This window comes from Paraburkholderia xenovorans LB400, from assembly GCF_000013645.1.
Taxonomy (GTDB): domain Bacteria; phylum Pseudomonadota; class Gammaproteobacteria; order Burkholderiales; family Burkholderiaceae; genus Paraburkholderia; species Paraburkholderia xenovorans.
Genome location: NC_007953.1, coordinates 1,423,887 through 1,448,770 on the forward strand (window position 1 = coordinate 1,423,887; position 24,884 = coordinate 1,448,770).

18 protein-coding genes and 1 pseudogene are annotated in these 24,884 nt (G+C 60.6%); 6 read left to right on the forward strand and 13 right to left on the reverse strand.

Annotation, left to right across the window (positions count from 1 at the left end; all coding sequences use genetic code 11):
• Nucleotides 1-63: 63 nt before the first annotated feature.
• The 6 genes from BXE_RS43020 to BXE_RS43035 all read right to left on the reverse strand — a co-directional run bounded on the left by BXE_RS43020 (nt 64) and on the right by BXE_RS43035 (nt 5,289).
• Nucleotides 64-1,089: an ABC transporter permease gene (locus BXE_RS43020; RefSeq protein ID WP_011494425.1), complete on the reverse strand. Its 1,026-nt coding sequence runs from the start codon at nt 1,087-1,089 to the stop codon at nt 64-66.
• Nucleotides 1,090-1,105: 16 nt separating this feature from the next.
• A complete protein-coding gene (locus BXE_RS43025; RefSeq protein WP_011494426.1) occupies nt 1,106-2,620 on the reverse strand; it encodes a sugar ABC transporter ATP-binding protein in 1,515 nt (504 codons plus the stop codon).
• Nucleotides 2,621-3,121: 501 nt separating this feature from the next.
• Complete coding sequence (locus BXE_RS48035) at nt 3,122-3,244, reverse strand: hypothetical protein (protein ID WP_267886379.1); 123 nt, start codon at nt 3,242-3,244, stop codon at nt 3,122-3,124.
• Nucleotides 3,245-3,310: 66 nt separating this feature from the next.
• Nucleotides 3,311-4,546, reverse strand: coding sequence for a cation:proton antiporter (locus BXE_RS43030; RefSeq protein WP_040123808.1), 1,236 nt, complete (start codon nt 4,544-4,546; stop codon nt 3,311-3,313).
• Nucleotides 4,547-4,888: 342 nt separating this feature from the next.
• Nucleotides 4,889-5,029 (reverse strand): helix-turn-helix domain-containing protein, encoded by a 141-nt coding sequence (locus BXE_RS45190; protein ID WP_233518876.1) that lies wholly within the window; start codon nt 5,027-5,029, stop codon nt 4,889-4,891.
• Between the two features lie 56 nt (nt 5,030-5,085).
• On the reverse strand, nt 5,086-5,289 hold the full coding sequence (locus BXE_RS43035; RefSeq protein ID WP_011494429.1) for a hypothetical protein: 204 nt from the start codon (nt 5,287-5,289) through the stop codon (nt 5,086-5,088).
• Nucleotides 5,290-5,571: 282 nt separating this feature from the next.
• Between BXE_RS43035 and BXE_RS43040 the strand changes: the two genes are divergently transcribed.
• On the forward strand, nt 5,572-6,309 hold the full coding sequence (locus BXE_RS43040; RefSeq protein WP_011494430.1) for a protein-L-isoaspartate(D-aspartate) O-methyltransferase: 738 nt from the start codon (nt 5,572-5,574) through the stop codon (nt 6,307-6,309).
• A gap of 489 nt (nt 6,310-6,798) precedes the next feature.
• Nucleotides 6,799-7,899, forward strand: a complete 1,101-nt coding sequence (locus BXE_RS43045; RefSeq protein ID WP_011494432.1) for an NAD(P)-dependent alcohol dehydrogenase — start codon at nt 6,799-6,801, stop codon at nt 7,897-7,899.
• A 73-nt stretch (nt 7,900-7,972) separates the two neighbouring features.
• On the opposite strand, the gene BXE_RS43050 is transcribed toward BXE_RS43045, so the two are convergent.
• From BXE_RS43050 to BXE_RS43070, 6 genes and pseudogenes are all read right to left on the reverse strand, one after another.
• On the reverse strand, nt 7,973-9,415 hold the full coding sequence (locus BXE_RS43050; protein WP_011494433.1) for an aldehyde dehydrogenase family protein: 1,443 nt from the start codon (nt 9,413-9,415) through the stop codon (nt 7,973-7,975).
• 130 nt (nt 9,416-9,545) lie between these two features.
• Nucleotides 9,546-10,733 (reverse strand): fumarylacetoacetate hydrolase family protein, encoded by a 1,188-nt coding sequence (locus BXE_RS43055; RefSeq protein WP_011494434.1) that lies wholly within the window; start codon nt 10,731-10,733, stop codon nt 9,546-9,548.
• Nucleotides 10,734-10,818: 85 nt separating this feature from the next.
• A complete protein-coding gene (locus BXE_RS43060) occupies nt 10,819-12,603 on the reverse strand; it encodes an IlvD/Edd family dehydratase (protein WP_011494435.1) in 1,785 nt (594 codons plus the stop codon).
• Between the two features lie 100 nt (nt 12,604-12,703).
• Nucleotides 12,704-13,226, reverse strand: a pseudogene (locus tag BXE_RS45195) (MFS transporter); the annotation flags it as partial.
• 130 nt (nt 13,227-13,356) lie between these two features.
• Complete coding sequence (locus BXE_RS43065) at nt 13,357-14,241, reverse strand: SMP-30/gluconolactonase/LRE family protein (RefSeq protein WP_011494436.1); 885 nt, start codon at nt 14,239-14,241, stop codon at nt 13,357-13,359.
• Nucleotides 14,238-15,005, reverse strand: a complete 768-nt coding sequence (locus BXE_RS43070) for an SDR family NAD(P)-dependent oxidoreductase (protein WP_040123806.1) — start codon at nt 15,003-15,005, stop codon at nt 14,238-14,240. The genes BXE_RS43065 and BXE_RS43070 overlap by 4 nt, the downstream gene beginning before the upstream one ends.
• Nucleotides 15,006-15,543: 538 nt before the next feature.
• Here BXE_RS43070 and BXE_RS43075 point away from each other — a divergent pair.
• Together BXE_RS43075 and BXE_RS43080 are read left to right on the forward strand one after the other, a co-directional pair.
• Nucleotides 15,544-16,065, forward strand: a complete 522-nt coding sequence (locus tag BXE_RS43075; RefSeq protein WP_011494439.1) for a helix-turn-helix transcriptional regulator — start codon at nt 15,544-15,546, stop codon at nt 16,063-16,065.
• A 2-nt stretch (nt 16,066-16,067) separates the two neighbouring features.
• Nucleotides 16,068-17,402, forward strand: coding sequence for a type II toxin-antitoxin system HipA family toxin (locus BXE_RS43080; protein WP_011494440.1), 1,335 nt, complete (start codon nt 16,068-16,070; stop codon nt 17,400-17,402).
• Nucleotides 17,403-17,850: 448 nt separating this feature from the next.
• On the opposite strand, the gene BXE_RS43085 is transcribed toward BXE_RS43080, so the two are convergent.
• A complete protein-coding gene (locus tag BXE_RS43085) occupies nt 17,851-19,254 on the reverse strand; it encodes a replication initiation protein (RefSeq protein ID WP_011494442.1) in 1,404 nt (467 codons plus the stop codon).
• Between the two features lie 1,055 nt (nt 19,255-20,309).
• Here BXE_RS43085 and BXE_RS43090 point away from each other — a divergent pair.
• Together BXE_RS43090 and BXE_RS43095 are read left to right on the forward strand one after the other, a co-directional pair.
• Nucleotides 20,310-21,521 (forward strand): ParA family protein, encoded by a 1,212-nt coding sequence (locus tag BXE_RS43090; RefSeq protein ID WP_167540906.1) that lies wholly within the window; start codon nt 20,310-20,312, stop codon nt 21,519-21,521.
• Nucleotides 21,518-22,492: a ParB/RepB/Spo0J family partition protein gene (locus BXE_RS43095; RefSeq protein ID WP_011494444.1), complete on the forward strand. Its 975-nt coding sequence runs from the start codon at nt 21,518-21,520 to the stop codon at nt 22,490-22,492. Before BXE_RS43090 ends, BXE_RS43095 begins: the two co-directional genes overlap by 4 nt.
• Nucleotides 22,493-24,884: the final 2,392 nt, after the last annotated feature.

A 24,884-nucleotide genomic window follows, 5' to 3' on the forward strand; every position in this document is an offset into this window, starting at 1 on the left:
ATCAACCTACAGCCTGTGGGGGAGCCTTTGCGCGCCCCTTCTTTGAAATTGTCCGGCTCAGCGTCAGCTCTTCCTGCGTCGCAGAATATCGGCGTAGACCGCGAGAATGATGATGAGGCCTGTCACGACGATCTGCCATTCCTGCGCGACGGACATGATGCGCAGGCCGTTGGTCAGCACGCTCATGATGAAGGCGCCGATGATCGTGCCCAGCATCGTGCCGGAACCGCCGCTTAACGACGTGCCGCCGATCACCACGGCGGCGATCGCTTCGAGCTCATAGCCCTGGCCCAACGCGGGCTGGGCCGAATTCAGGCGCGACGCGATGAGCAGCCCGGCGATGCCGCAAATCGCCCCGCTCAGGCCATAAATGGCGATTTTCCACCGGTCCACATTCACGCCGGAAAGGCGCACGGCTTCCTCGTTGCTGCCGAGTGCAAACGTGTAACGGCCGAGCGCCGTGCGATTGAGCGTGATCGAACTCACCACCGCAAGGAAAAACAGGATCAGGACCGCGTTCGGAATGGGCAGGCTCGGCACGATATAGCCGATCAATGAATCCTGCGAGATCCGGTAGAAGTTTTCGGTGTCGGTGAAATAGATCGGCTTGTCGGCCGAGACGACGAGCGAGAGCCCTTTGAGCAGCATCATCATGCCCAGGGTGGCAATGAACGGCGGTATTTTCATTTTCGCCGTGAGCGTTCCTGAAACGGTCCCGCAGATTGCGCCAGTGCCGATCGCCGCCACGACGCCGGTCCACATCGGCAAATGCCAGGAGCTGAGAAATACGCCGCAGATGACCGCCGTGAAGGTCATCAGCGTGCCGACGGACAAATCGATGCCGCCGGTAATGATGACAAACGTGCAGGCAATCGCCAGCACGCCGTTGACCGCCGTCGCCTGCAGAATGCCGAGCATGTTGTCCATCTGCATGAAAGATGGCGAAGCGAAGCTGAAAAAGATCAGCATCAGTAGCAGGCTCGCGAAGGCGAGCAGCTTCTGCAAAGCGGTCGGCGAGAAGACGCGGGCCCGAAGGCCGGCGTAGCGTCCTTCCCGCCCGAGCGCTGAGGTATCCGATGGCAATGTCATATCGATCTCTTGAGACTCAGGCCGCCGTTTTCAAGGTTTCGCGCCGCGTCGCCAGATGCATGATGCGCTCCTGGGTCGCCTCCGCGGCTGAGAGTTCGCCGGTAATGCGGCCCTCGCACATCACGATGACCCGGTCGCTCATGCGCAGGATTTCCGGCAGTTCCGACGAGATCATCACGACCGCCTTGCCCTCCCCCGCGAGCGAGCGCAGCAGCTTGTAGATTTCATTCTTGGCGCCGACGTCGATGCCACGCGTCGGCTCGTCGAAAAAGAGAACGTCGCAGTCGCGCTCAAGCCATTTCGCAATGACGATCTTCTGCTGATTGCCGCCCGACAGAAGCCGCACCGCCTGGGTCGCCGAAGGCGTGCGAATGCCGAGCAGACTGATGAAATGGCTGGCTGTCCGGCGTATCTGCGCACGGCGCAAGAAGAAGTTGAGCGACAGGAATTTGCGCAGGTTGGACATGACGATGTTCGATTCGACATCCATGCCGGTCGCAAGACCAAAGCGTTTGCGGTCTTCCGACAGATAGCCGATGCCGTGCGCCACCGCGTCGCTCGGCGTTCTGATGGTCGCCCTGGCGCCGTTCACGACGATCTCGCCGGATTCGACCGGATCGGCGCCGAACACCGCCCGGGCGACTTCGGTGCGACCGGCGCCCATCAAACCGGCAAAGCCCAGTATTTCGCCTTTGCGCAATGCGAAGCTCACGTCCCTGACCAGTGGGCCGGCATTCAGATTCCTGACCTCCAGCGCGATCTCGCCCTGGTCCGCCACACTGTGGGACGGCGCGATGTCGGTCAAGGTGCGCCCGACCATCATGCCAATGATCGCTTCGACGCTGGTGTCCCTGGCGGCCACGGTGGCCACATATTCGCCGTCGCGCATGACGGTGACGCGGTCGGCAATCTGCTTGAGCTCATCCATCTTGTGCGAGATATAGACGATGCCGACGCCCCGGCTCTTCAGCTCGCGGATGATGCGGAACAGTTCGGCGATCTCGGCGTCGTTCAACGCCGAGGTGGGCTCGTCCATGATCAGGACGCGCGAATCGAAGGACAAAGCCTTCGCGATCTCGACCATCTGCTGCCGCGCCACGGTGAGTGCACCGACCACCGCGCGCGGGTCGAGACTCACATGCATGCGTGCCAGAATGGCGGCCGCCTGCGCATTGAGCCTGTCTTCGTCGAGCAACAGGCCAAGGCGCCCGCGCGGCTCGCGGCCGATGAAAATATTCTGCGCGACGGTCAGATGATTCATCAACTGGAGTTCCTGATGAATGATGCCGACGCCCACGGCCTGCGCGTCGCGCGGGCTCAGGAATTCGACCGGCTGGCCGTCGTAGAGGATTTCACCCGAATCCCGGGTATACACCCCGGCAAGGATTTTCATCAGCGTCGACTTGCCAGCGCCGTTCTCGCCCATCAGCGCATGGACTTCCCCCGCCATGAGCTCGAACTGGACTTCGTGAAGCGCCCTCACGCCGGGAAAGCTCTTGTTGAGTCTTTTGACGGAAATGAGCGAGGTCACGGCGCGGATCTGACGATAATTCCGCGACCGCAGCCGGTCTCATCGCGACACGCTGAAGGCCCAGGCGGCAGGCGGCGCAAGGTTTCGCGACCGAAATCGCAAAGAGAAGCCAGACACATTGCTGGGCCTCCGGAACCGATGTGCGACGATTTTACGACGCTGGCGAGCCGCGGCTCAAGCTCAGACATTCCCCAGTGTCGGCGGCAGGCGCAAGCGACGCGGGGTCGCTTCCCGGGTGCCCGGTAACGCCGAGACTTATCCGACATTACAGAAACCTTCGCCGCCGCTTCGGCCACGCCGGACCCTACCTGCGCGGGCAGTCGGCACGCCGGGTGGAGTAACCGAATCCCAGCATCCAGGTTGGCGCGAGGATGTCAGAGGTCGAAGGTGCCACGATACTTCTCATCGGCATGCGGGCAGGTATTGATTCGACGAGCGCGCCGCCAGGTACTTGGCGGAGAAACCGCGAGCCGCGCTCAGGCTTGAACACGTCGGTTTTCATCACGACGCCGCGGCGACCCTCTGTTCATACAGCGTGCGCACATCGCCGGAAGACGCCAGCTCGAAGAAGGTACCGGTGGCGCTCATATCGGACGAGGAGAAGCTCACATGATTGAGCTTCATGGGAGGGGTGATTGCAGAAGGTGGTGTCTTGCCTGTTCAGAAACGCCGTTAGCACCCGATACGCCGCTACCGCCGGTTAAGCCGCCTGACCAGCGGTCCCAGCGTGGTCGCCTGAATCAGCAGACTGAAGACGACCACGAGGTACGTGACCCCGATGAACATGTCCCGGCCATGAAAATCGGGTAACGACAGCGCGAGCGCGATTGAAATACCTCCGCGCAAACCGCCCCACGTCAGCATAAGCGCCGAATGGGGATTGACCCGTCGGAAATTCTGCAATGCAAACAACGGTATCGACACACTGATGCCGCGCGCAACCAGAACCACGGGAATCGCAGCCAGCCCCAGCCGGACAATGTGCTGATGTAGCGATAGCGCAATGATCTCCAGCCCGATTAAACCAAACAACACCAGATTGAGCAGTTCGTCGAGCAGCTCCCAGAAGCTGAACAGATGCTCGCGTGTTTTCTCCGACATCGATGTAAGCGCGCCATGATTGCCGATGACAAGACCCATGATCACGACGGCAAGCGGTGCGGAGACGTGCAGCGTCTCGGCCAGACTGTATCCGCCGGTGGCAAGCGCGAGCGTGATCAGGATCTCGACCGGGTAGCTGTCGATGCCGCGCAGCAGCAGCGATGCGGCGAACCCGAGGCTCACGCCAAGGATCAATGCCCCGGCAATCTCACGAAGCAGATCGATGGCCACGGCCGTCGCGGAGAATTCATTCGCACCGCTGGCAAGCCCGACCAGCGTCACGAATGCGACGACGGCCGTCCCATCGTTAAAGAGCGCCTCTCCTGTGATCTTGGTTTCGAGGCTCTCGGGCGCGCCAGCGCCCTTGAGTACGCTAAGAACGGCGATCGGATCGGTCGGGGAGATCAGCGCCCCGAACGCCAGGCACCAGAGAAGACTCACCGGATGTCCAAGCCATTGCGTGACGTAAAAGAACCCCAGGCCGACGAGCGCCACGGATATCAGCACGCCGATTGTCGCGAGCAACAGCACCGCGCGCCGCTGTGTGCGCATGCGTGAGAGGTCGACGTGCAGTGCGCCCGCGAACAGCAAAAAACCGAGCAGGCCGTGAAAGACGATATCGGCGAAGTCGATCTGCGTCACAATCTTTCTGGCAACGACCGCCATGGTCGGGTAATAAAAACCGAGCGCCGATATACCCAGACAGACAACCAGCCCGACCGCGGTAATCCCCAACGTGTCGGGCAGTTTAATAAAGCGATAGTTGATAACGCCGAAGACGGCAACGACCGCGAGCAGAGCGCCTGTGATCTGGAATACTGTCATTGTCTGGATAACGTTGATACCGGAGAAGAGAGAGGGTGCGTCAGAATTCATGGCGCTCGCAAGCGCGTTCATCTGAATGTTTGATGTGTCACTGATCCGCGTAAAGGCGCCCGGGATGATTGCCGTAGTGGCGTCAGTTAGGAGTGTTGTCGAACGCGGATTCGAACGGCGTCAAGAATGCGTTTTTTTGCGGGATTTTGCAACGGTGATTTCGCCATTTTTTGCTATTGGTTTTGGCTTGAGGAAGCTCTCACCCTCGCTACCCGGTGCGTCATGCATCCGTTTCTCCGGAGCAAAACTCCTGGGCAAACGGGCGGTGAAGTGCAACCACGGGATGAATGTTTAGAGTTCAGCGCTAACGGTGGCGAGCGAGCGCCCGACGATCCGGGCCACGGCCCGGATCGTCGAACCCTGCGGATGCAGGTTCGCAATGATAAGGCGTTCTTCAGGTTGAAGTTGCTGATACTGAGTTGTTACGTGCATCGCAACACCTTATGTGAAACAGTGTTGCGCTTCAGGAAAGCGCCGCGACTCGCGGGCTAATGGTCTGCCGCCAGCGCCTTCAGATGGGCTTCACCGGCGTCTTTCGCGGCGGCACGCGTTTCGAAGGTTCCGTCGGACACGAGCGAACGTTTCACCTCGCGGTTCCGGAAGTCGACTAGCGTGATGACCCAGACATAGGCTCCAGTCTGTTCCGCCGTTTGTACGAAAGCCTGCACATCGCCCTGGTTGTCCGCATTCATCGTGATCTCCTGAGGAAAGTGGCACAAGAACAGATTGCGCCAGAAGAACGGCCGGCATGCCAATTCGGCGAACGGAAGAAACCGGCCAATAATGGAGCCGATTTCGCCTTTGGCGGGCGCAACCGGCACCGCAAACGCTACGCTCCCTGTTTCGCGAGCCGTTGCGCGGGTAAACTGATTCTAGACAATACGTTCACGCGCAATGCGCTATTTGTCTGGATCCGGCGACGGGCCGGAATGGGCACGCGAGCGTGCCGGCATCTGCAGCAATACGGAGGGGCTATGACCGACTTCACCGAGGCCCGCGAGCGGATGGTCGAACGGCAGATCGCTCGCCGCGGCGTGGTCAATCCCCATGTACTGGCCGCGATGCGTCGCGTGCCTCGCGAGGAATTCGTGGCCGCCGATCTGCGGGAATTCGCGTACGAAGATACGCCGCTGCCGATCGGCAACGAACAGACCATCTCGCAACCCGCCATCGTCGCGGCGATGATCGATGCCGCGGAAGTGAGTCCAGGCGAGCGCATCCTCGACGTCGGCACCGGCTCGGGCTATGCCGCAGCGGTTGCCGCGGCGATCGCACAGCACGTGGACTCGATCGAACGCCACGCCGGACTTGTCGCCACCGCTCGCGAAGTCCTGCGGCGGCTGCAAATTTCCAACGTGACGATTCACCTCGGCGACGGCACCGTTGGCCTCGCGGAACATGCACCGTACGACGCGATCATTGCGGCAGCCGGCGGCCCCCATGTTCCCGACGCGTGGCGCAGGCAACTCGCCGTCGGTGGCCGGATCGTCATGCCGGTGGGTCGCGATCCCCATCATCAGCGGCTCATCAAGCTCGTGCGCCGCAGCGAACAGGATTATGACGAGAGCTGGCTTGGCGAAGTGAGGTTTGTACCACTTGTCGGCGAAGATGCGTGGCCGTCGATGGACGGCGGCGCGCGGCGCGCGGGAAGCGGCTTTTGCCGCGGGCGGCTTCGCGCCATTGCGCGGGCTGTAGGGGTCGGATGTGAATAGCCGGACGCGCAACGAGATGGGATGCTTGCGAAGCGGCGATCGAAGCGCCGCTTTGTGACCAGCAGATTTGACGGGACCGCCTCCGCCCGCTGAATCGATGCGCGCGTCAAATACCTTCCGCGTACCGGCTACGTGCGCGCAACCCCCGATGGAATGAGCGCCGCGGAAATTATCGCTCCGGGAAAGGTGTGCGCGGCATGATGCCGCAAACCGCGTGACCTCGCGCAAGACCGGAGCGCGCACATTTATTCCTGGTGACAACGAACGGAAACGGTGAGGCCGGGCGTTGATCTGGCGCAAGCAGGCCGCCATTCGCGGGTGTCCGCCATCGCGAAACAGGCGCTATTCTTGACCAGGCAAGATGGAATCGCAGCTCGGACGGTGGAAGTTGCGAAATAGCTGCGCCGTATTCGCTGCCAGCGTCAGTCTGTTGCAGGAAGTGCGAGCGCCCTTGAGTTGTTTGTTGATCCAAACTGGAAGGAAACATTCATGACCGCCATGATGAAAGCCGCTGTATTCATCGAGCCGGGCCGCATCGAACTCGCCGACAAACCCGTGCCCGATGTCGGCGCCAACGACGCGCTCGTGCGCATCACCACCACCACGATCTGCGGCACCGACGTGCATATCCTGAAAGGCGAATACCCGGTTGCCAAGGGCTTGACTGTCGGCCACGAGCCCGTGGGCGTGATCGAAAAACTCGGCAGTGCGGTGCTCGGCTACCAGGAGGGCCAGCGAGTGGTCGCGGGCGCTATCTGCCCTAACTTCAACTCCTATGCCGCGCAAGACGGGGTCCCGTCGCAAGACGGCAGTTATCTGATTGCCAGAGGCCTGTGCGGTTGCCACGGCTATAAGGCTACGGCGGGCTGGCGCTTTGGCAACATGATCGACGGCACGCAGGCCGAATACGTACTTGTCCCCGATGCGCAGGCCAATCTGGCACCCGTGCCCGACGGATTGACCGACGAACAGGTGTTGATGTGTCCCGACATCATGTCCACGGGCTTCAAGGGCGCGGAAAACGCCAACATCCGTATCGGCGACACGGTCGCCGTGTTCGCACAAGGGCCCATCGGCCTGTGTGCCACGGCGGGCGCGCGTCTGCTCGGCGCGAGCACCATCATCGCGGTGGATGGAAACGACCACCGTCTCGAGATAGCCCGGAAGATGGGGGCCGACGTCACGCTCAACTTCAAGAATTGCGATGTGGTGGACGAAATCCTGAAGCTCACTGGCGGGCGCGGCGTGGATTCGTCGATTGAAGCGCTCGGCACCCAGAGTACGTTCGAGTCGGCTTTGCGGATCCTCAAACCAGGCGGCACGCTGTCGAGCCTCGGTGTGTACTCGTCCGATCTGACGATTCCCCTCGGGGCCTTCGCCGCGGGTCTCGGCGATCATAAGATCAACACCGCGCTGTGTCCCGGTGGCAAGGAACGTATGAGGCGTTTGCTGAACGTCGTGGAATCCGGACGCGTCGACCTTGGCGCACTGGTCACGCACCACTACAAGCTGGACGATATCGTCGCTGCATACGACCTGTTTGCGAATCAGCGCGACGGGGTGCTTAAGGTGGCGATCAAGCCGCATTGAGCGGAAAAGCGATGACCGGGCAAATCGGCCTTGCCTTCGTCATCGCCACCCTGCCCCGGCTATTGCCTCGATCTCAAACCGCGCCCGGACTCACGTACGCCGTCTTGACCGTGGTGTAAAACTCGCGGGCATAGCTGCCTTGCTCGCGCGGACCGTAGCTCGAACCCTTGCGGCCGCCAAACGGCACGTGGTAATCCACGCCGGCGGTCGCCGTGTTCACCATCACCATGCCCGCCTGCACATGGCGGCGGAAGTGGCTCGAATACTTCAGCGACGTCGTGCAGATACCCGCGGAGAGCCCAAACTCCGTGTCATTGGCGACCGCGAGCGCCTCGTTGTAGTCCTTGACCTTGATGACCGAAGCTACCGGGCCGAACACTTCTTCCCGGTTGATGCGCATGTCCGGCGTGGTGTCGGTAATCAGCGCCGGCGCGAGGAAATAGCCGCGCGTATCGCGCTCGATCCGCTCCCCACCGAAGATCGTGCCGCCCTCCTCGCGCGCGATGGCGATGTATCGTTCATCCTGCTGGAGCTGCTTGTCGTCGACGACCGGGCCGATGTGGGTGCCGTCGGCAAGCGCATCGCCCACCTTCAAGGCTTGCATGCGCGCTTTCATCGCGTCGATGAAGCGGTCGTGGATCCCTTCGGTCACGATGAAGCGGCTCGACGCCGTGCAGCGCTGGCCCGTCGAATAAAACCCACCGTTGATGCACGCTTCGACCGCGACGTCGAGGTCGGCGTCATCGAGCACCACCATCGGGTTCTTGCCGCCCATCTCCAGCTGGAACTTCTTGCCGGAGGCGAAGCATTTCGCTCCGATGGCACGCCCCGTCGCGACAGAACCCGTGAAGCTCACGGCGTCGACCTGCGGTGAGGAAACCAGCGCTTCGCCAACCACGGCACCCTGTCCCATGACGAGATTGATGACGCCCGCCGGCGCGCCCGCCTCGGCGATGATCCTGACAAGCTCCCACGTGCTGGCCGGAACGAGGTCGGCCGGTTTGACGACGACGGTGTTCCCGTACGCAAGCGCCGGCGCAATCTTCCAGGCCGGAATCGCGATGGGGAAATTCCACGGCGTAATGAGGCCGATCACGCCGAGCGGCTCCCGGGTCACTTCCACCGTCATGCCGGGTCGTACGGATGGCACGATTTCGCCGCCAATGCGCAGCGCTTCGCCCGCGAAGAACTTGAAGATCTGCCCCGCGCGGCCCACTTCGCCAATCGCCTCGGGCAGCGTCTTGCCCTCTTCACGCGCGAGAAGCCGGCCCAGTTCGGCCTTACGCGCGAGGATCGTGCTGCCCGCCTGGTCGAGCAGATCGAAACGCTGCTGCGGCGTGGACAGCGACCATTGCGCGAACGCGTTGCGCGCGGCGCGGATCGCGCGCTGCGTCTGCTCAGCGTCGGCCTGGGCGAACTCGCCGATCACGTCGTCGAGATTGGACGGATTGACGTTGCGGGACACGCTCGCGCCGTCTACCCACTGTCCGTCGATGTAGTTCGCAAACTGGCTCATGTTCTTTCTCCGGTCGATACGGAATGAAGCCTGCGCCGGCATGACCTGATCGTCAGGCCCGGGCGCAGGCGCCTGGAAATGCCCGTTGGGCCGCGCGCGCCGCGACCGCCGCTCTCCATGTTCGAGCCTCTCAGGCCGACGCAAGCAGCCCGCGTGCGGCAAGGTTCCGGTACAGCGCGCGCACACCGAACGTCCACGGTTCGATTTCGGTGCTGAGCCGGACCGTATTGGTCAGCGCGCCCAGTTGCGGCGTCGAAATCGTCACCAGGTCGCCCAGGTGATGCGTGAATCCCGCGCCGGGTGCGTCGCGGTCCTTGATCGGCGAGAACATCGTGCCGAGGAACAGCATGAAGCCGTCCGGATACTGGTGATGCCGTCCCCATGTTTGCGCGACCAGGTTCGCCGGATCGCGGCTGATTTCGCTCATGTGGCTCACGCCCTCGAGCACGAAGCCGTCGTCGGCGCCTTCCACTCGCAGCGCGACGCTCGCCGTGCGCACGGAGTCGAGCGAAAAGCTCTCGTCGAAGAGGCGCACGAACGGGCCGATCGCGCACGAGCCGTTGTTGTCCTTGCACTTGCCCAGCAGCAGCGCCGAGCGGCCTTCGATATCGCGCAGGTTGACGTCGTTGCCCAGCGTCGCGCCGACGATCTCGCCGCGGCTGTTCACCGCCAGGACGATCTCCGGTTCCGGATTGTTCCAGGTGGAAGCCGCGAGCAATCCCACGTCGGCGCCGAAACCAACCGCCGACATCGGCTGCGACTTCGAGAACACTTCCGCGTCCGGGCCGATGCCCACTTCCATATATTGCGACCACGCGCCGCGCCGCTCGAGTTCGGCCTTCAGCTTCATCGCGGCGTCCGAACCCGGCTCGATTTTCGACAGATCCGTGCCGATCATCGAAGCGATGGTGTCGCGGACTTCCTTCGCCTTCGCCGGATCGCCGGCCGCCTGCTCTTCGATGACGCGTTCGATCAGGCTCACGGCGAACGTGACACCGCACGCCTTGATGGCCTGAACATCGCACGGCGCGAGCAGTCGCAAGGCCGGCGCGGCAGCGCCGGGCAGATTGGACGCGATCAGTTGCGCGACCGCGCCGAGCGACACGCCAGGCGCCGTGCGCGCGAGCGGCGCGGCGTCCTCCCGGTCGAACAGATCGGCCGTGGTCGGCACGGTCGCGGTAATGTCGAAGACCTCGCCGCCACGCACGACGACCACCGACGGGCCTTCATGCTGGTCGGTCTTGCGCCACACGCGCCCAACGAGCAGCGCCTGGCCGAGGTCGTCCGGGAGGAAACTGGATGGAGAAGTTGCGGACATGGAGAATGGATTTCTTCAGGAAAGTTGGAAGGCCGGCATGGCCGGGCTCGACGCAAAACCCGGGCCCGGCTCCGCAACCTGCGGTTCAGTGCGAATGCCTCGGATTGCCGCGCTCGGCGATCACCTTCAGATACAGCGTCGCGGGTTCGAGACAGCCGCCGGTAGAGAGCTGACCCACCGTCTGACGGTACAGTTCCTGCCACGGCGTCTGCGTCGGAGGAATCGCGAAGGTGGCCGTTTCGCGGCGCCGCGCGAGTTCCTCGTCGTCGACCAGTACGTTGACGCTGCGCGAATTCAGGTCCACGCGAATACGATCGTTCGTGCGCAACAGCGAGAGTCCGCCGCCAACCGCCGCCTCGGGCGACATGTTGAGAATCGACGGGCTCGCGGACGTGCCGCTTTGCCGGCCGTCGCCGAGCGTCGGCAACGACGTGATGCCCTGACGCACGAGTTCCGCCGGCGGCGCCATGTTCACCACCTCGGCGCTGCCCGGATAACCCACCGTGCCGGCGCCGCGAATCACCAGAATACAATGCTGGTCGATATCGAGCGACGGGTCGTTGATGCGCGCGTGATAGTCCTCGGGACCATCGAAGACGATGGCCCGCGCCTCGAACGTGTTTTCGTTGCCGGGCTCGCTCAGATAGGTCTGCCGGAAAGCCTCGCCGACCACCGACATCTTCATGATCGCGCTGTCGAAGAAGTTGCCCGACAGCACGATGAACCCTGCGCCATGCTTGAGCGGATCTTCCGTCGTCCTGATGACGTCACGATCCGGCGACGGCGCATCCGCAGCAATCTCGCCGATGGTCCGGCCCGAAACGGTCAGACATTCGCGATGGACGAGTTGTGCGTGGACAAGCTCGCGCAACACAGCGGGCACGCCGCCCGCGCGGTGAAAACTCTCGCCCAGATATTCGCCCGCGGGCATGCAGTTCACGATCAGCGGCACCTGCTCGCCCACCCGCTGCCAGTCGTCCAGCGTCAGCTCGACGCCCATGTGCCGCGCAATCGCGATCAGATGCGGCGGACAGTTGGTCGACGCACCCAGCGCCGACGCGACCACGATCGCGTTTTCGAACGCCGCCTTCGTCATGATGTGCGACGGCCGCACGTCCTCGCGTACCAGATCGACGATTCGCTTGCCCGTCGCATACGCCATCTGGCCGCGTTCGCGGTATGCCGCGGGAATGCTCGCGCAGCCGGGCAACGACATGCCGAGCGCCTCGGCGAGGCTGTTCATCGACAACGCGGTGCCCATCGTGTTGCAGTGGCCGATCGACGGCGATGACGCGGTCGTCAGCTGCATGAAGCCCTCGTAGTCGATTTCCCCGGTAGCCAGCAGATTGCGCGCATGCCAGATGACCGTGCCCGAACCGACGCGCTTGCCTTCGTGCCAGCCGTCGAGCATCGGACCACCCGAGAGCACGATCGCGGGCATGTCGACGGTCGCGGCCGCCATCAGACAGGCGGGCGTGGTCTTGTCGCAACCGGTGGTCAGCACGACGCCATCGAGCGGAAAGCCGTGCAGGATTTCCACCAGTCCCAGATACGCGAGATTGCGGTCGAGCGCGGCGGTCGGCCTGCGGCTCTGTTCGGCGAGCGGATGAACCGGGAATTCCATCGGAATGCCGCCGGCGTCGCGAATGCCCGCTTTCGTACGCGCCGCGAGTTCGATGTGGTGCCGGTTGCACGGCGCGAGATCGCTACCTGTCTGTGCGATGCCGATGATCGGACGGCCCGACTGAAGTTCTTCGCGCGTCAGGCCGTAGTTCATGAAGCGCTCCACGTAGAGCGCCGTCATATCCGCGTGCGATGGGTCGTCGAACCATTCCTGGCTTCTCAGCCGGCGCGGTGTGGATGCTGACATGTGCCTGTCTCTCTGTCGTGGGGAGGTTAAATTGCTTGCGTGCTGCGCTGCACATCCGTCTGGCGGCGGATTTGCCATCGTCGGCCGGCGCTGCCCCTATCAGCATGCTACGCGGCACGAGCAGGATCAACACGCAACTGACCAGCAGACACGCGCCAGGCGTATAAGTGCCGTTGTTGATATCGCCGGTCAGGTTCCTCGCGACGGCGGTGATGATCGGCCCCGTAAAACCGGACAGGTTGCCGATTACGTTGATCATCTCGATACCCGCCACGGCGGCCGCGCCTGCCAGCAATTGACCAGGGAACGTCCAGTAAATCGGCATCAACGCGAGGATGCCGGCAGTGACGATCGGGAGAAACGTGATGGCCCACGCCACGTGATGCACGAACGCCGCGCTCAGAATCAGCCCGATGCCGCCAATCGGCGCGGGGATCGCCGCGTGCAGGCGCCGCTCGCCGGTTTTCTTCGGCCAGCCCTGATAGGCCGAACCGGCCCGCGGTATGGCCGACCAACCAGCCGGACACCACGCCGCCCAGCATCAGACTGACCGGCATCGCGATCAGGAAGCCCGACATGACGCAGCTCTGACGGTGCGCCGGAAACCAGTAGTTCAGGTAAAGGGAGGTCGCGGAACGCCCATGATACCTGGCGGCATCCGGCGCACGGCGAGGTTTCGCCGCCGTTCGCGGATGGCGCGAGGCCTCGCGCGGCCCGTTCCGCGTGCTGCCTTGTGATTGTCTTATTGCCACCTTATTGCGCGAAGCCCCATTTACACCGGGCCTGCGGCTGGCCGGGCACCGGTGAGCGAAACGAGAACAGACCGCCGGCATCCGGCTGCTGCTGACGCGCTACCGGCGACAAGCCCTTCCATGCGGTCGACGCATAAACAGTCTGCAGATCGTCGCCGCCGAAGGCGAGCTTCGTCACGTTGGCGCAGGGAAACGGTACCTGTTCGACCCGCTTGCCGTCGGGCGAGAAGCGCTCGATACGCCACCCGCCGAAAAGCGCGACCCACAGGAATCCGTCGGCGTCGACCGCCATGCCATCGGGGTAGCCGTCGCCGGAAATGGCGGCAAAGATGCGTTTGCGCGACAACGTCCCGTCTTCGCCCAGGTCGAATGCATACACCACGCGCCGCATGGTGTCGCCGTGGTAAAGCGTGCGCGCGTCCGGGCTCGAGGCGGGTCCGTTGGTGATCACGTAGCCGTCGTCCTGGGCCACCGCTTCGCCGGCATGGTTGACGCGATACAGCGTGCCGCTGGGCTGCTCTTCGCCGTCGTCCATCGAGCCGAACCACAAGTGCCCGCTGGCATCCACGAAGCCGTCGTTGAGACGGTTGCCCGGCAGGTGCACTTCAACGTCCTTGAGCTTGCTGAATTGTCCGCTGCCGGCATCGAAGCGATACAGGCCGCCCGGCAGCCCGCAAACAAAACCGTGGCCCGCAAGCGGTGCGATGAAACCCGGTTGACCGGGCGCCTTCCACGTTTGCGTTTGTCCGGTAGTGACCGTCAGACGATGAATCTGGCGGCCCTTGATATCGACGAAATAAACCGCGTTCTCCCCGGCCTGCCACAGCGGGCCTTCGCCCAACTCGGCATGGACCGGCCATACGCAGACAGGGGGATGAATTTTCATTCTCCGTACCACCCGGCGTCGACGAAATAATCCCGCCCTGAGCAACGCGACGCATCGTCGGACGCAAGAAACAACGCCATGCGCGCGACATGCTCAGGTTCGATACGCAAACGCAGACATTGGCTGGCGACGAGCTTCGCTTCGCTCTCGGGCGACTGCCAGAGCTGCATCTGACGGGGAGTCCGCACCGCGCCGGGAATAATGCAGTTCACGCGGATGCCGGCGGCGCCGAGATCGCGCGCGAGGCCCCGGGTCAGCCCTTCGATACCGGCCTTCGCGCTCATGTAGATCGCGAGGTTCGGCAACGCGAGGTGCCAGGAAACCGAGCCAAGATTCAGGATCACGCCGCGCCCGATCTTGCGCATGCCGGCCGCTGCGGCCTGCGCGCAGAAGAACTGGTGCCGCAGGTTCACGGCCATGCGCTCGTCCCAATAGGCCGGCGTGATGGCGTCGACTTCATGCCGGTCGTCGTTGCCAGCGTTGTTGACGAGTACCTCGATCGGCCCGGCGATCTCGACGATCCCGGCAAACGCACTGTGGATCGCATCGACGCTGCGCAGATCGCAGCGGCGGAACAACGGCGGGTGAGGCGCGTCGCTCAGCGATTGCTGCAACGCCAGCGAATCGTCCTCAGCGACGTCGAGGAAGAAAACTCGCGCGCCCTGCCGGGCGAAAGCTTCGACCATCGCGGCGCCGATGCCGCTGCCGCCGCCGGTGATGACAACCGTTTTGCCTGAGAGGCTGGGATAGATTGCGTACGACATCGGATAGTCCACCTGTTCCGGGTATGACAACAAATACATGGCGTCCAGCCGCCGCCCGGCTTGACGCGTGCCGACTCGCGGGTTGAGACCGGACCTCGACCCCGCTCGCGAGGCGCCGGTCGCGTTGGAGCGTTCGCGCCGCGTTGCCGGTGAGCGTCACCGTATCGCGCAGGTGAATGTCGCGGCTCGGGCTTCCGACCATCAGATCGAAGTCTCCTGGCTCGACGATACGCTCTCCTCGCCCATCGGTGAAGTTGAGCATCTTGTCAGGCATGTCGCCGTCGCGCGTGAATCACCTGTTCGTCGCGGCGATTCCCTATGCCAACCGGGAGCGCCGGGCGTGGACTCGAATCGGCTCGACCGTTAGTTGCGTTATGGCTTTTGCCAAGTGCGGCGTTGGTCCAACAATACCAGCCCGGACAGTATTCGCCCTTAACAGGTTTTAGCTTGTATTTGTAAAATACAGGATATAGACTGTACAAGACATTTACAGGCGTTAGCCTGTGACGGTGTCGAACCATAAGCCGGAGATTTTGCCGTGGACTACCCTATCAAGACGCTGAGCCAGTTAAGGCCAATTCTGCAGGGCTTCAGAAAGACCGCCGGCCTCACTCAGGCTGCGATGGCCAGTCATCTCGGCGTAACGCAGCAGACTTACGCGCAACTCGAGGCCAATCCGGCCACCGTCAGCGTGGAGCGGCTATTCAAGGTCTTGCGGGTACTACAGGTCGATCTCCAGCTCACTCAAACCGCGGGTGGATCGGCAAGCGGCGCCGCCGGGGAAGATGCAGAGCCCTTCGCAACCGCCACGCGAACAGCAGAGCGAACCACCACTGCCCGCTCCGCAAGGAAAGCATCGGCTGCACCGGACAACGTAAAGCGCAAAGCCCCATCATCACGCAGGCAGGAAGCCTCTCCTGAAACGCCCACGCGAACCACAGGCCCGGCAAAACAAACCGCCAGGGCAACTACGCGTGAAACCCGCGGCCGTACCGCACCCGACGCCCCACGCGCGGCCGCCAGATCCGCAAACGTCGGCAAGAAACGGGAGACCTGGTAAGCATGGTGCGAAACACACAGCCCAACCGCCTGAACCTGTGGATGAACGGCTTGCAGGTCGGTTATTGGGAAACGACCCGCAACGGTGAACGTCTGGCGTATCGGGACGACTGGATCGACGATCCGCAGGGGCGCCCGCTGTCATTGTCGCTTCCTTTTACGCCAGGCAACCAGCCCTATCGCGGCGAGGTCGTCGCGAACTATTTCGACAATCTGCTCCCCGACAGCGAACCGATCCGTCGCCGGATCGCCACGCGCTACCGAACCGGTAGTACCGCGCCTTTCGCGTTACTCGCCGCGCTCGGCCGCGACTGCGTCGGCGCCCTTCAGTTGCTGCCACCGGACGAGGCGCCCACCGACCTCACGACCATCAGCGGGCGCAAGCTCGACGACGGCGAAATTGCCCGCCTGCTGCGAGGCACGACGTCGACATCACCGCTCGGACAACACGATCCACTGGAGGATCTGCGCCTGTCGATCGCGGGCGCGCAGGAAAAAACCGCCCTGCTCCGGCATCACGACCGCTGGCTGCTGCCTGAAGGCAGTACGCCGACCACGCATATCTTCAAGTTGCCGCTGGGGCTGGTCGGCAATATGCGGGCGGACATGCGTACCTCCGTGGAAAACGAGTGGCTCTGCTCGCAAATCGTCGCGGCCTACGGGCTGCCCGTCGCCCGTTGCGAGATCGCCGGCTTCGAAGACCAGAAGGTGTTGATCGTCGAGCGATTCGACCGCCGGCTATCCAGCGACGCCACATGGATCGTGCGGCTCCCCCAGGAGGACATGTGCCAGGCGACGGCCACCTCGGCGCTTCACAAGTACGAGTCCGATGGCGGCCCGGGGATCGAGGCGATCATGGAGGTGCTCTCCGGTTCCGCGCGCGCGGCGCTCGACCGGCGCAACTTCTTCATGACGCAGTTGATCTTCTGGCTGCTCGCCGCAACCGACGGCCACGCAAAGAACTTCAGCATCGCGCATTTGCCGGGCAACCGCTACGAATCCACGCCGCTCTACGATGTGCTTTCCGCGCATCCGATCATCGGTGCCGGCGCCGGTCGCTTGCCTGCGCAGAAGGTCAAGCTGGCGATGGCGGTGCGTGGCAGGAACGTCCACTACCTGCTCAATCAGATCCAGCGTCGGCACTGGATTACCGAAGGGCAGCGCGTCGGGTTTTCCGCGGAAAATGTGGAGGCGATGATCAGCGAGATCACTGCACGGACCGAGGCCGTGATCGACGAGGTGTCGTTGCGATTGCCCGCGGACTTCCCGATTGACGTGGCCGAGGCGATCTTCGACGGGATGCGTCGCCTGAACAGGAAGCTGGCGCCGGCGCGGTAAGTGCCATTCGCACTTCCCGTTCGAAGCGGGTACCGCGTCAATGCCAGCGACGCAGCTCGCGTGGCCCCTTCCGGGTCCAGCGCCTCAACGCCCGTTGTGATTGTGCCGGGATGGATCGTCGGATCGTTTCAGGCCGATCCGGGTCGTGACGCGTGGTGAGGTTGGTTGTGCGAGTGCTGGCGGCGGCATCCGTGCCGCCGCAGGGGTGCGGGCTCTGCGCAAGGCTGAATGGAGGAGGCAGGAAAGGCTGCTCCAGATCCTTCCGCTATTCGTTTTTTCAGAATCGCCGCGATGAAAAAGCCACCGATCCGCCCGTGAAGGCAGAAGGATCGCGGTCACTTCGTTCGACTGCTCGCCTTGTTGCAAGTATTCGGAGCAGCGCCCGAACTGTTTGGACCTTCATTCAGTCCGCCGCGCGATGCTTCCTGCCTGCGAACCCGAAGGCCCGCTAAGCCGCCACGCGCGACGAACTCATCCGGCCGAAAACAAACTGGCCCAAATACCAGACCAGTTCCGTGTTCGCGAGGATGGCATCCTCCGTTACCGTCGACGGCTCGAGCTTCATCCTTCGCAGCATCAGCTTGCCTTCCCGCGACGCCATCCATGCATGCATCAGTTCCTTGCGCGTCTTCGCGTCGGCCGCGTTGAAGTGGTCGCGTCCCTTACGTGAATCTTCGTTCATGCGGGCGCGGACTTCTTCTTCGCGCGACGCAACGCTGAGCGCGACCGAGTTTCTTGCCGCCGATTTCGCCGCCTCTTCCTCGACTTCGTCGGCAAGAAGCTTTGCCTGCACATCAACCATTGTCCGTTCCGCTTCGGACATCTTCCAGTTATCGCGTAGCGCTCTCATCAGGTAGCCTGCGGGACTCTTCTTGACCTGCCCGCGTTTGATCCTGAATCGCGTGTATTCGACCGCTTGCTGGATACGCTCATCGGTCCATACATCGCGGTTCTCCGAAATCTCGCTGAACTGCTTGGTCGACAGCGCGAATTCGTCCGTGAGAATCTTGTAAAGATGGCTGGCGTCCGCGAGACTGGCGAGCACGGCGTCGGCCGTATCCTTGCGCTTGAGCAGAAACCTGATGCGATCGATTTTCTTCGACGAAGTGGATGCGGTCCTCGTTTCGTACGACAGCTCGATGTCCGATACCTCGTTGATTTCACGAACCGCCGGTTCGAGCCAGTCGCGCTTGAAATACTTGAAGATCGCGGCGTTCGCACCCATTCTTCCGGGCCAGTTGCGCATCTCGTCGAGCTGGATCCAATCTGTCCGGCCTGCGGGAACGTGGGGAAGAACCTTGTCATAAATCGCGCGCGCGAGGCTGCGCGTGAAGGCCGTTGAAATACGCAAACTCAGCCAGTGAGATTTTTGCGGATCCCGAATGTGCGGAACAAGACGTGGATGAACGTCAAAACGCATCCGCCCTCGATGAAAACCCACCATCCCTATCAGCTGGACCTGGACCCATAGATCGTTTTCGGTTGGTTCCCGGTCGATCGGCGTATTGGTAACGCGGACTTTCGCGTTTTGCGCTTCGTCGGCGATGGTGCGCAAGTGCTTGAGATTGCGGCTGTCATAACGCATCAACCACTTGAAGTAATTCAGCTCCACGTCGTACTGGTCCCGCTGCTCGGACTCTTGTGCAACGATGAAATACGCGGCGTCGAGAAAGCGCCGCGCTGGTAGCCCCATGTTGACGATTTCGGTAAAGAAGTCATTGCGTTGATAGCCGATTTCACGATTGGCTTCATTGATTCGCAATCCGAGATCGAACATGTCTTCGAAAAGCGCGAGTGCCATCTGGCGAGACGTTGTCTTCGACTTACCCTCTTCCGGATTGTCCGACGCCATGTTTGTTCATCCACTCTTTTTTCGCTTTCGGGACTCTAGCATGCGGTGGTGAGCTGTCAACACACAGAACCTCACCATTGAAGGGTTGTGCGGCGACGGGGTCGACCCTAACTCCAGGTTTGCGCACATAGAACCTCACCCATGACACAACCAACCTCACCCCGGCCGCGCGTCTTTGGGCCTCGGATCCTTGTGCCATCGACCCGACAGCGGACCGTCGGACGTTGCGCACAACTCACCTCACCCATGAAGTGTCAGAGGCACATCAGCACATCTAACCTCACCTTGATGTGCACGTGATCTCACCTTGGAGCACAACAAACAGCACCTACGTGCACATTCAACCTCACCTCCGACACAACGCACCTCACCTTTTTAGGGTCAAGTTGTTGAATTAGATGAAGATTGGGGTTTTCTGTTGGTTTGTTGGCTTGTTCTTTCTTTAGAAAAACAAACAAACCGTTAGCACAACGTAAACTGCGAGGCGCGGCCCGATGGTGAGATTCATTGTGCAGAAAGGAATTCACACCCGCTTCAAGAGTGAAGCCAGTTGTATGGGTACGGGCCACGCGACTGCGATAGTCACGAAATGGAAAGACTCAGGTATTCCATTCTGGGTCGAGGTGAGGTTGGTTGTGCGTTTGGGTCGGGAATGAGCGTCATCTGTGGCCACCATGGCCGTGTCAGGGGTCTGCCGAAGCGGAAGGTGAGGTTGATTGTGCTTACCTTCCGTATTTGAAAACAGTAGAAGTAGGGAAGTGCACAAATGACCTCACCTTCTGCTGTTTATTTAAGCAATAACTCTCTTTCGGGATGCTGTTTTACACTGAAGGTGAGGTCATTTGTGCACTATCATGGAGCTGAGCACAATGAGGGAGCGAGCCGATTGAAGAGGGAGAGGATGAATCGGTTGCGCAGAGGGCGTTTTGTACGCGTTAAAAGCGCGAAATCTCATAGAATTATAAAATTACAACGAAAAAACAGCGATTTAAAGAGCTAACTTCGAGCATTTCCTGTATTCTGAGCTTTCTGGAATTTTATGGAAAAACCTCAGAATGGTCAGAACGAGCCAACTTCCCGCCGTAGACCGAACCGTTCACTTTGAACAGATCAGCCAGTTTGCTGAAAAGGTGACGATTTTCACGAATGAGCTTCGTGACACGATTCTGGCACCACGCCCTCGAAAGACAGCGCCTGTGTTCAAAACAGGGGAGATTGCGGAGATGTGCAACATCTCCCATTCCCAGGTGCAATATCTCGCTACCAAGGGCGATGGCGATCTGCCGGCTGGCACCGCGGCAGGCACTGGCCGCACTCGCACCTTTACGTTGGAGGAAGCCCGAATCTGGGTCCAGAAAGTTTCCGACATCTATCAGACTCCGCTCGTTACGAGGTTGAAGGAGCCGGACGGGAAAATCATCATTACCGCCCAGCTGAAGGGCGGCTCTGCCAAAACCACCACCACTATGTGTCTGGCTCAAGGACTTTCGCTACGAGGGCGTAAGGTATTGGTGCTCGACCTTGATCCGCAGGCGTCCCTTTCGGAACTCTGTGGACTGTATGCGGAGAAAGACGTAACACCGGAAGACACGGTATTGCCCTATATCTACGATCAGGAAATCGAGGGCGGTCTGGAGGCCCGGGTCCAATCGACGTACTGGGACGGAATTGATGTGATCCCAGCGCACACGGAATTGATCGGCGCAGAATTTCATTTGCCGGCAATGCAAAAAATGAGACCGGGCTTCCGTTTCTGGACCGTGCTTCGGCAAGGCCTGGAGCCTTTGCGTAAGAAGTATGACTACATATTGATGGACACCTCACCGTCGCTTTCATATCTCAATTTGAACGCGCTAATGGCGGCGGATGCGATGGTGATGCCAATGGTGCCGGAGAACCTCGATTTCATCAGTTCGCTGTCATTCTGGAGACTCTTCTCAGACGTTTCTAAAAGTTTTATTAAGTATGAGAAGGACAAGAAATACGATTTTGTCTCCTTGATACTATCCAGGGTCGACTACGGACGAAATTCGTCTGCCCCCATTGTGCGTGCCTGGGCTCAGAGCGCTTATGAAAACTGGCTGCATTCGATCGAAGTACCTGCCAGTTCTGTGATGAGCACCGGGGCTTTGGCTTTCTCAACGGTCTTCGACATTAGCAGTACCCATAGTGCATCCAAGTCGCTGCAGCGCGTACGGCAGCCCTTGATCGACTACTGCCGATGGGTGGACGAAATCTATTCGGAAAAATGGAGGAGCGCGCAATGAGCAACATGCGAGAACAACTGCTTGCCAAGACGTCTGGAATTCGCAAGACCTCGTCAATTAACGAGGACGAAGTCAAGCGCAGCGGCCGGACCCAGACGGCGCCCGGCCTCGCGGGTGCGCTAGCAGTTGCCCAACTCCGGGTCCAGGAGCTGGAGTCGACGGGTGTCGCGTCGCAATTGCCCGTGGGGGGGATTCTTCCGAATCCCTGGCAGCCTCGTCGGGTGTTCAACGAGGGCAAGCTGACGGAACTTGCGGAGTCCATTCGCGAAGTCGGACTGATGCAACCCATCGTGGTTCGCCGGGTCGAGAACGACTATCAGATTGTGGCGGGTGAACGGCGGTGGCGTGCTCACAAGATGCTGGGAATCGACACCATCAAGGCAGTTGTCGCTGACTGCTCTGATTCGGACATGGCGGTGTTAGCCATGGTAGAGAACATCAGCCGTGATGATTTGGCTGATTATGAGATTGGCGTGGCTATTCGGCGCTCCGAGGCGGAATTTCCTAATCGAAAACGTCTGGCGGAAGCAATGGGTCTGTCGCGCGCGGGGCTTTACCAATTCCTCGCGTTCGAGAACTTACCTGACTTTATCAAAAAGGATTTGGACATCCAGCCTCGCCTTCTGGGAGGAACCGCTGCGCAGGCTATCGCCGCAGCTATAAAGAAGCATGGCGACGATGGTGTAAAAGCGGCTGCGGAGATTTGGCCGCTTGTCTTCAAGGGTGAAATGGACCAAGGCAAAGCTGCTTCGGCGATTACTGCGCTGGCGACGCGCCGGACTACCTCCGGTGAGACCGGCGGACGAAGCATCGACAAATTCTTCGCTGGAAAGGAGCACGCCGGGAGTATTACCAAGGACATCAATAATTTCACTGTGAAAATTAAGGCTGGGGTGATTACAGAGGCACAAGAGACCCAGATACGTGAGCTGATCGGACAGATGTTTCAGGCACAGCCAAAGGCTGGATGATTGAATAAGGTAGGGCGAGCGAGGCCCGCTTTATGGCGGCTTTTTTATGTCGAAGGTACGGGGTGTGAGTTAGTTGGGCGAGTGTCTAGACTCTAGACACTCGCCCAATTTACTTTCAGGCCTTGGGCCGGATGTGAATCGGCCGAGCTGCGAGGCGCATCTCAGGGCCATAAATGCCGTTCTTTTGTATTCAGGGTCCTTATAGACCCCCAAGCGACAGACCGAGCCCATCAAACTCGCACGGGTTGCCGCGCAAATCTTCCGTCTTCCCGCACAGACGGACGCTGCCGATGGAAGGCGCCCTCCTTGCGCAGTTGGACCCCATGTGACTTTTACTCTGCAGAAACCCCTCTAGAAGCCGCGCCCAATGGATGGGTCGCGAAAAAGACGCCATCGTTGACGTGAAGGGTCGCCGGTGGGCAGGCTCTAGGGCCGCATGAGAAGAGAAATCGTCCATACGACTTTTATAACGATTAGGGATGTAGCCTGACGTTCCGCGAGTGCGCGGCTTCATTGGCGTAGGTCTGGCGCGAACCGGGTCGTGGATGTGATTGGTCTCCCGCCGAATGAAGCGCATTAGCTAGCCGCTACATGTCTGTCTGGCAGGGTTAGCGGAGATATTGCCCGCTTCCATCACAGGAATGATTTTCGACCGGAGTCGGACCTCAAGTCGGCGCCTCTGGCGCTGCGCTTTGAGGCTGCGGCCTTGACATTCTCCGCACCTCGGAACGACAGCTATCGGGGCGGGAACCACGAAAGTGACACTGTCTATCGGATCCGGTGCCGCTGTCTACAAATGAACGTTGTTTCCTCGCCGATTCGCATACGTTCCAATATCGATCGCGTGACTCTTTAACTGCCTTAGGGTGGGCTAATTACGAGCAGTCAGTTTGCCCGAGTTATCTCGATTCCCCCGGCGAACGGGCATCCGTGTCCTTGCTCATCCTCTAAGACTGCCGGTATTTCCCAGGGAGATCGTGTCCCGGATGCGCACATTCTTGCTGCTGCGCTGCGAGAGCCACAGCAGGACAAAGAGATTTAAGGGAGAGCGCCAGTCAGTCTCTCGGGTGGCGTCCATAAAGTTCGCCGATGGTACAAATTTTTATCGATTGAGATGCAGTATCCAAACATCAAATATTTAGCGAGAAGCGCATCGAGTAATCGAGAAGTCTCCTCTCGATACCTGTCAGCTCTAATATGCGCCAATTTCTTGCTTCCAGAACGTGCCCCAACTTGTCGACCCTAGATCGCCGGCGACTCGTTGGTTTTTTTGCCCGGATAAGCGCGTGAATAAGGTCCGTTCAATCCGCAGCAGGACAAGAATAATGTCAACGCTCACGCTTCCGACCCCCACGAGCCTCTCTCTAAACGGCGCACGCTTATTGAGGATTGGCGTGCGGAAAACGGCCGTTTCAGCGCATACCGCACTGAAGGGGTGTCTATCCGACGCTAGCCGCTGCCGCTCGCGACCTCTCTGCGGACTCAGCGCGGCATTCTCATTTGGCCGATAAGCTGCACTGCCTGCCGGATGTCTGCGTGCCGCGAAGAGAAACATTGCCAGCCATTCGAAACAAACAGGCATCGCGCGGTTGAGGCGCTGTACAGGCGGTATCCAGCTATTACCCGTTTTCTACCGTTAGATAACTTCCATTGCTGATGCCTGCGTGGTGCACTCCAAGCCTGCGTTCCAAGGAAGGGCGGAAGCAGGGCACGTGATTGGTCACCGACGATCTATATTGACAGCATGTACTCCAACGAACCTACTAGATATTGGGGCCCGATCATTTGCGGTAAGCAACAAACGTTCGATCAATCTTCAAGCGCGTGCTGGATATCCGATGCCACGTTGGCTTGAGTTCCATCCGCCATATGAAGTATCGGGCGCCTTTCGAGCCTACGTTGAATGTATGAAGAGATTCTTGCGCGGGGCGTCAACGGCTAATGCGGCCCCTCCCATTTTTCGTGAAACATAAGGAGACACCGTATCGAACGAATAAGTCCCTGTTTAATATGATTTTTTCCATCAGAATATGCTTTATGTTTCACGAAAAGGGGGCACTGTTGACCCCCGGACGTAATCCCTCTTCGGCAAGCCAGACGAATGCCCGCAAACAGCTACGTGCTCGTTTGCATATGTAACGTATGGTACGTAATATGTAGTGGACTCGGGGTCATGCACCGCAGAGTGATTGTCCGTCCCGTGATCTGCACGAAGTACCGACACCACATAAGGGCATCCTGTCCGACGTGGTGCCCTTTCCGCGTCGGGTGAGGCCTGCCGGCGGTCGGAGCTGCCTGGTCTCCACGGCACTAACTACCAGGGTGTATGCATCGCGCCCGTGCGCACCGGAGATGCGCGCAAGTGGCACTATCAAAGCTGTCTCAGCGGTGT

Excerpts from the sequence above, each read along its gene's own strand:
- BXE_RS43020 (WP_011494425.1), bottom strand. The coding sequence starts at position 1,089 with ATGACATTGCCATCGGATACCTCAGCGCTCGGGCGGGAAGGACGCTAC.
- BXE_RS48035 (WP_267886379.1), bottom strand. The coding sequence starts at position 3,244 with ATGAAGCTCAATCATGTGAGCTTCTCCTCGTCCGATATGAGCGCCACC.
- BXE_RS43030 (WP_040123808.1), bottom strand. The coding sequence starts at position 4,546 with ATGACAGTATTCCAGATCACAGGCGCTCTGCTCGCGGTCGTTGCCGTC.
- BXE_RS45190 (WP_233518876.1), bottom strand. The coding sequence starts at position 5,029 with ATGCACGTAACAACTCAGTATCAGCAACTTCAACCTGAAGAACGCCTT.
- BXE_RS43035 (WP_011494429.1), bottom strand. The coding sequence starts at position 5,289 with ATGAATGCGGACAACCAGGGCGATGTGCAGGCTTTCGTACAAACGGCG.
- BXE_RS43040 (WP_011494430.1), top strand. The coding sequence starts at position 5,572 with ATGACCGACTTCACCGAGGCCCGCGAGCGGATGGTCGAACGGCAGATC.
- BXE_RS43045 (WP_011494432.1), top strand. The coding sequence starts at position 6,799 with ATGACCGCCATGATGAAAGCCGCTGTATTCATCGAGCCGGGCCGCATC.
- BXE_RS43050 (WP_011494433.1), bottom strand. The coding sequence starts at position 9,415 with ATGAGCCAGTTTGCGAACTACATCGACGGACAGTGGGTAGACGGCGCG.
- BXE_RS43055 (WP_011494434.1), bottom strand. The coding sequence starts at position 10,733 with ATGTCCGCAACTTCTCCATCCAGTTTCCTCCCGGACGACCTCGGCCAG.
- BXE_RS43060 (WP_011494435.1), bottom strand. The coding sequence starts at position 12,603 with ATGTCAGCATCCACACCGCGCCGGCTGAGAAGCCAGGAATGGTTCGAC.
- BXE_RS43065 (WP_011494436.1), bottom strand. The coding sequence starts at position 14,241 with ATGAAAATTCATCCCCCTGTCTGCGTATGGCCGGTCCATGCCGAGTTG.
- BXE_RS43070 (WP_040123806.1), bottom strand. The coding sequence starts at position 15,005 with ATGTCGTACGCAATCTATCCCAGCCTCTCAGGCAAAACGGTTGTCATC.
- BXE_RS43080 (WP_011494440.1), top strand. The coding sequence starts at position 16,068 with ATGGTGCGAAACACACAGCCCAACCGCCTGAACCTGTGGATGAACGGC.
- BXE_RS43085 (WP_011494442.1), bottom strand. The coding sequence starts at position 19,254 with ATGGCGTCGGACAATCCGGAAGAGGGTAAGTCGAAGACAACGTCTCGC.
- BXE_RS43090 (WP_167540906.1), top strand. The coding sequence starts at position 20,310 with ATGGTCAGAACGAGCCAACTTCCCGCCGTAGACCGAACCGTTCACTTT.
- BXE_RS43095 (WP_011494444.1), top strand. The coding sequence starts at position 21,518 with ATGAGCAACATGCGAGAACAACTGCTTGCCAAGACGTCTGGAATTCGC.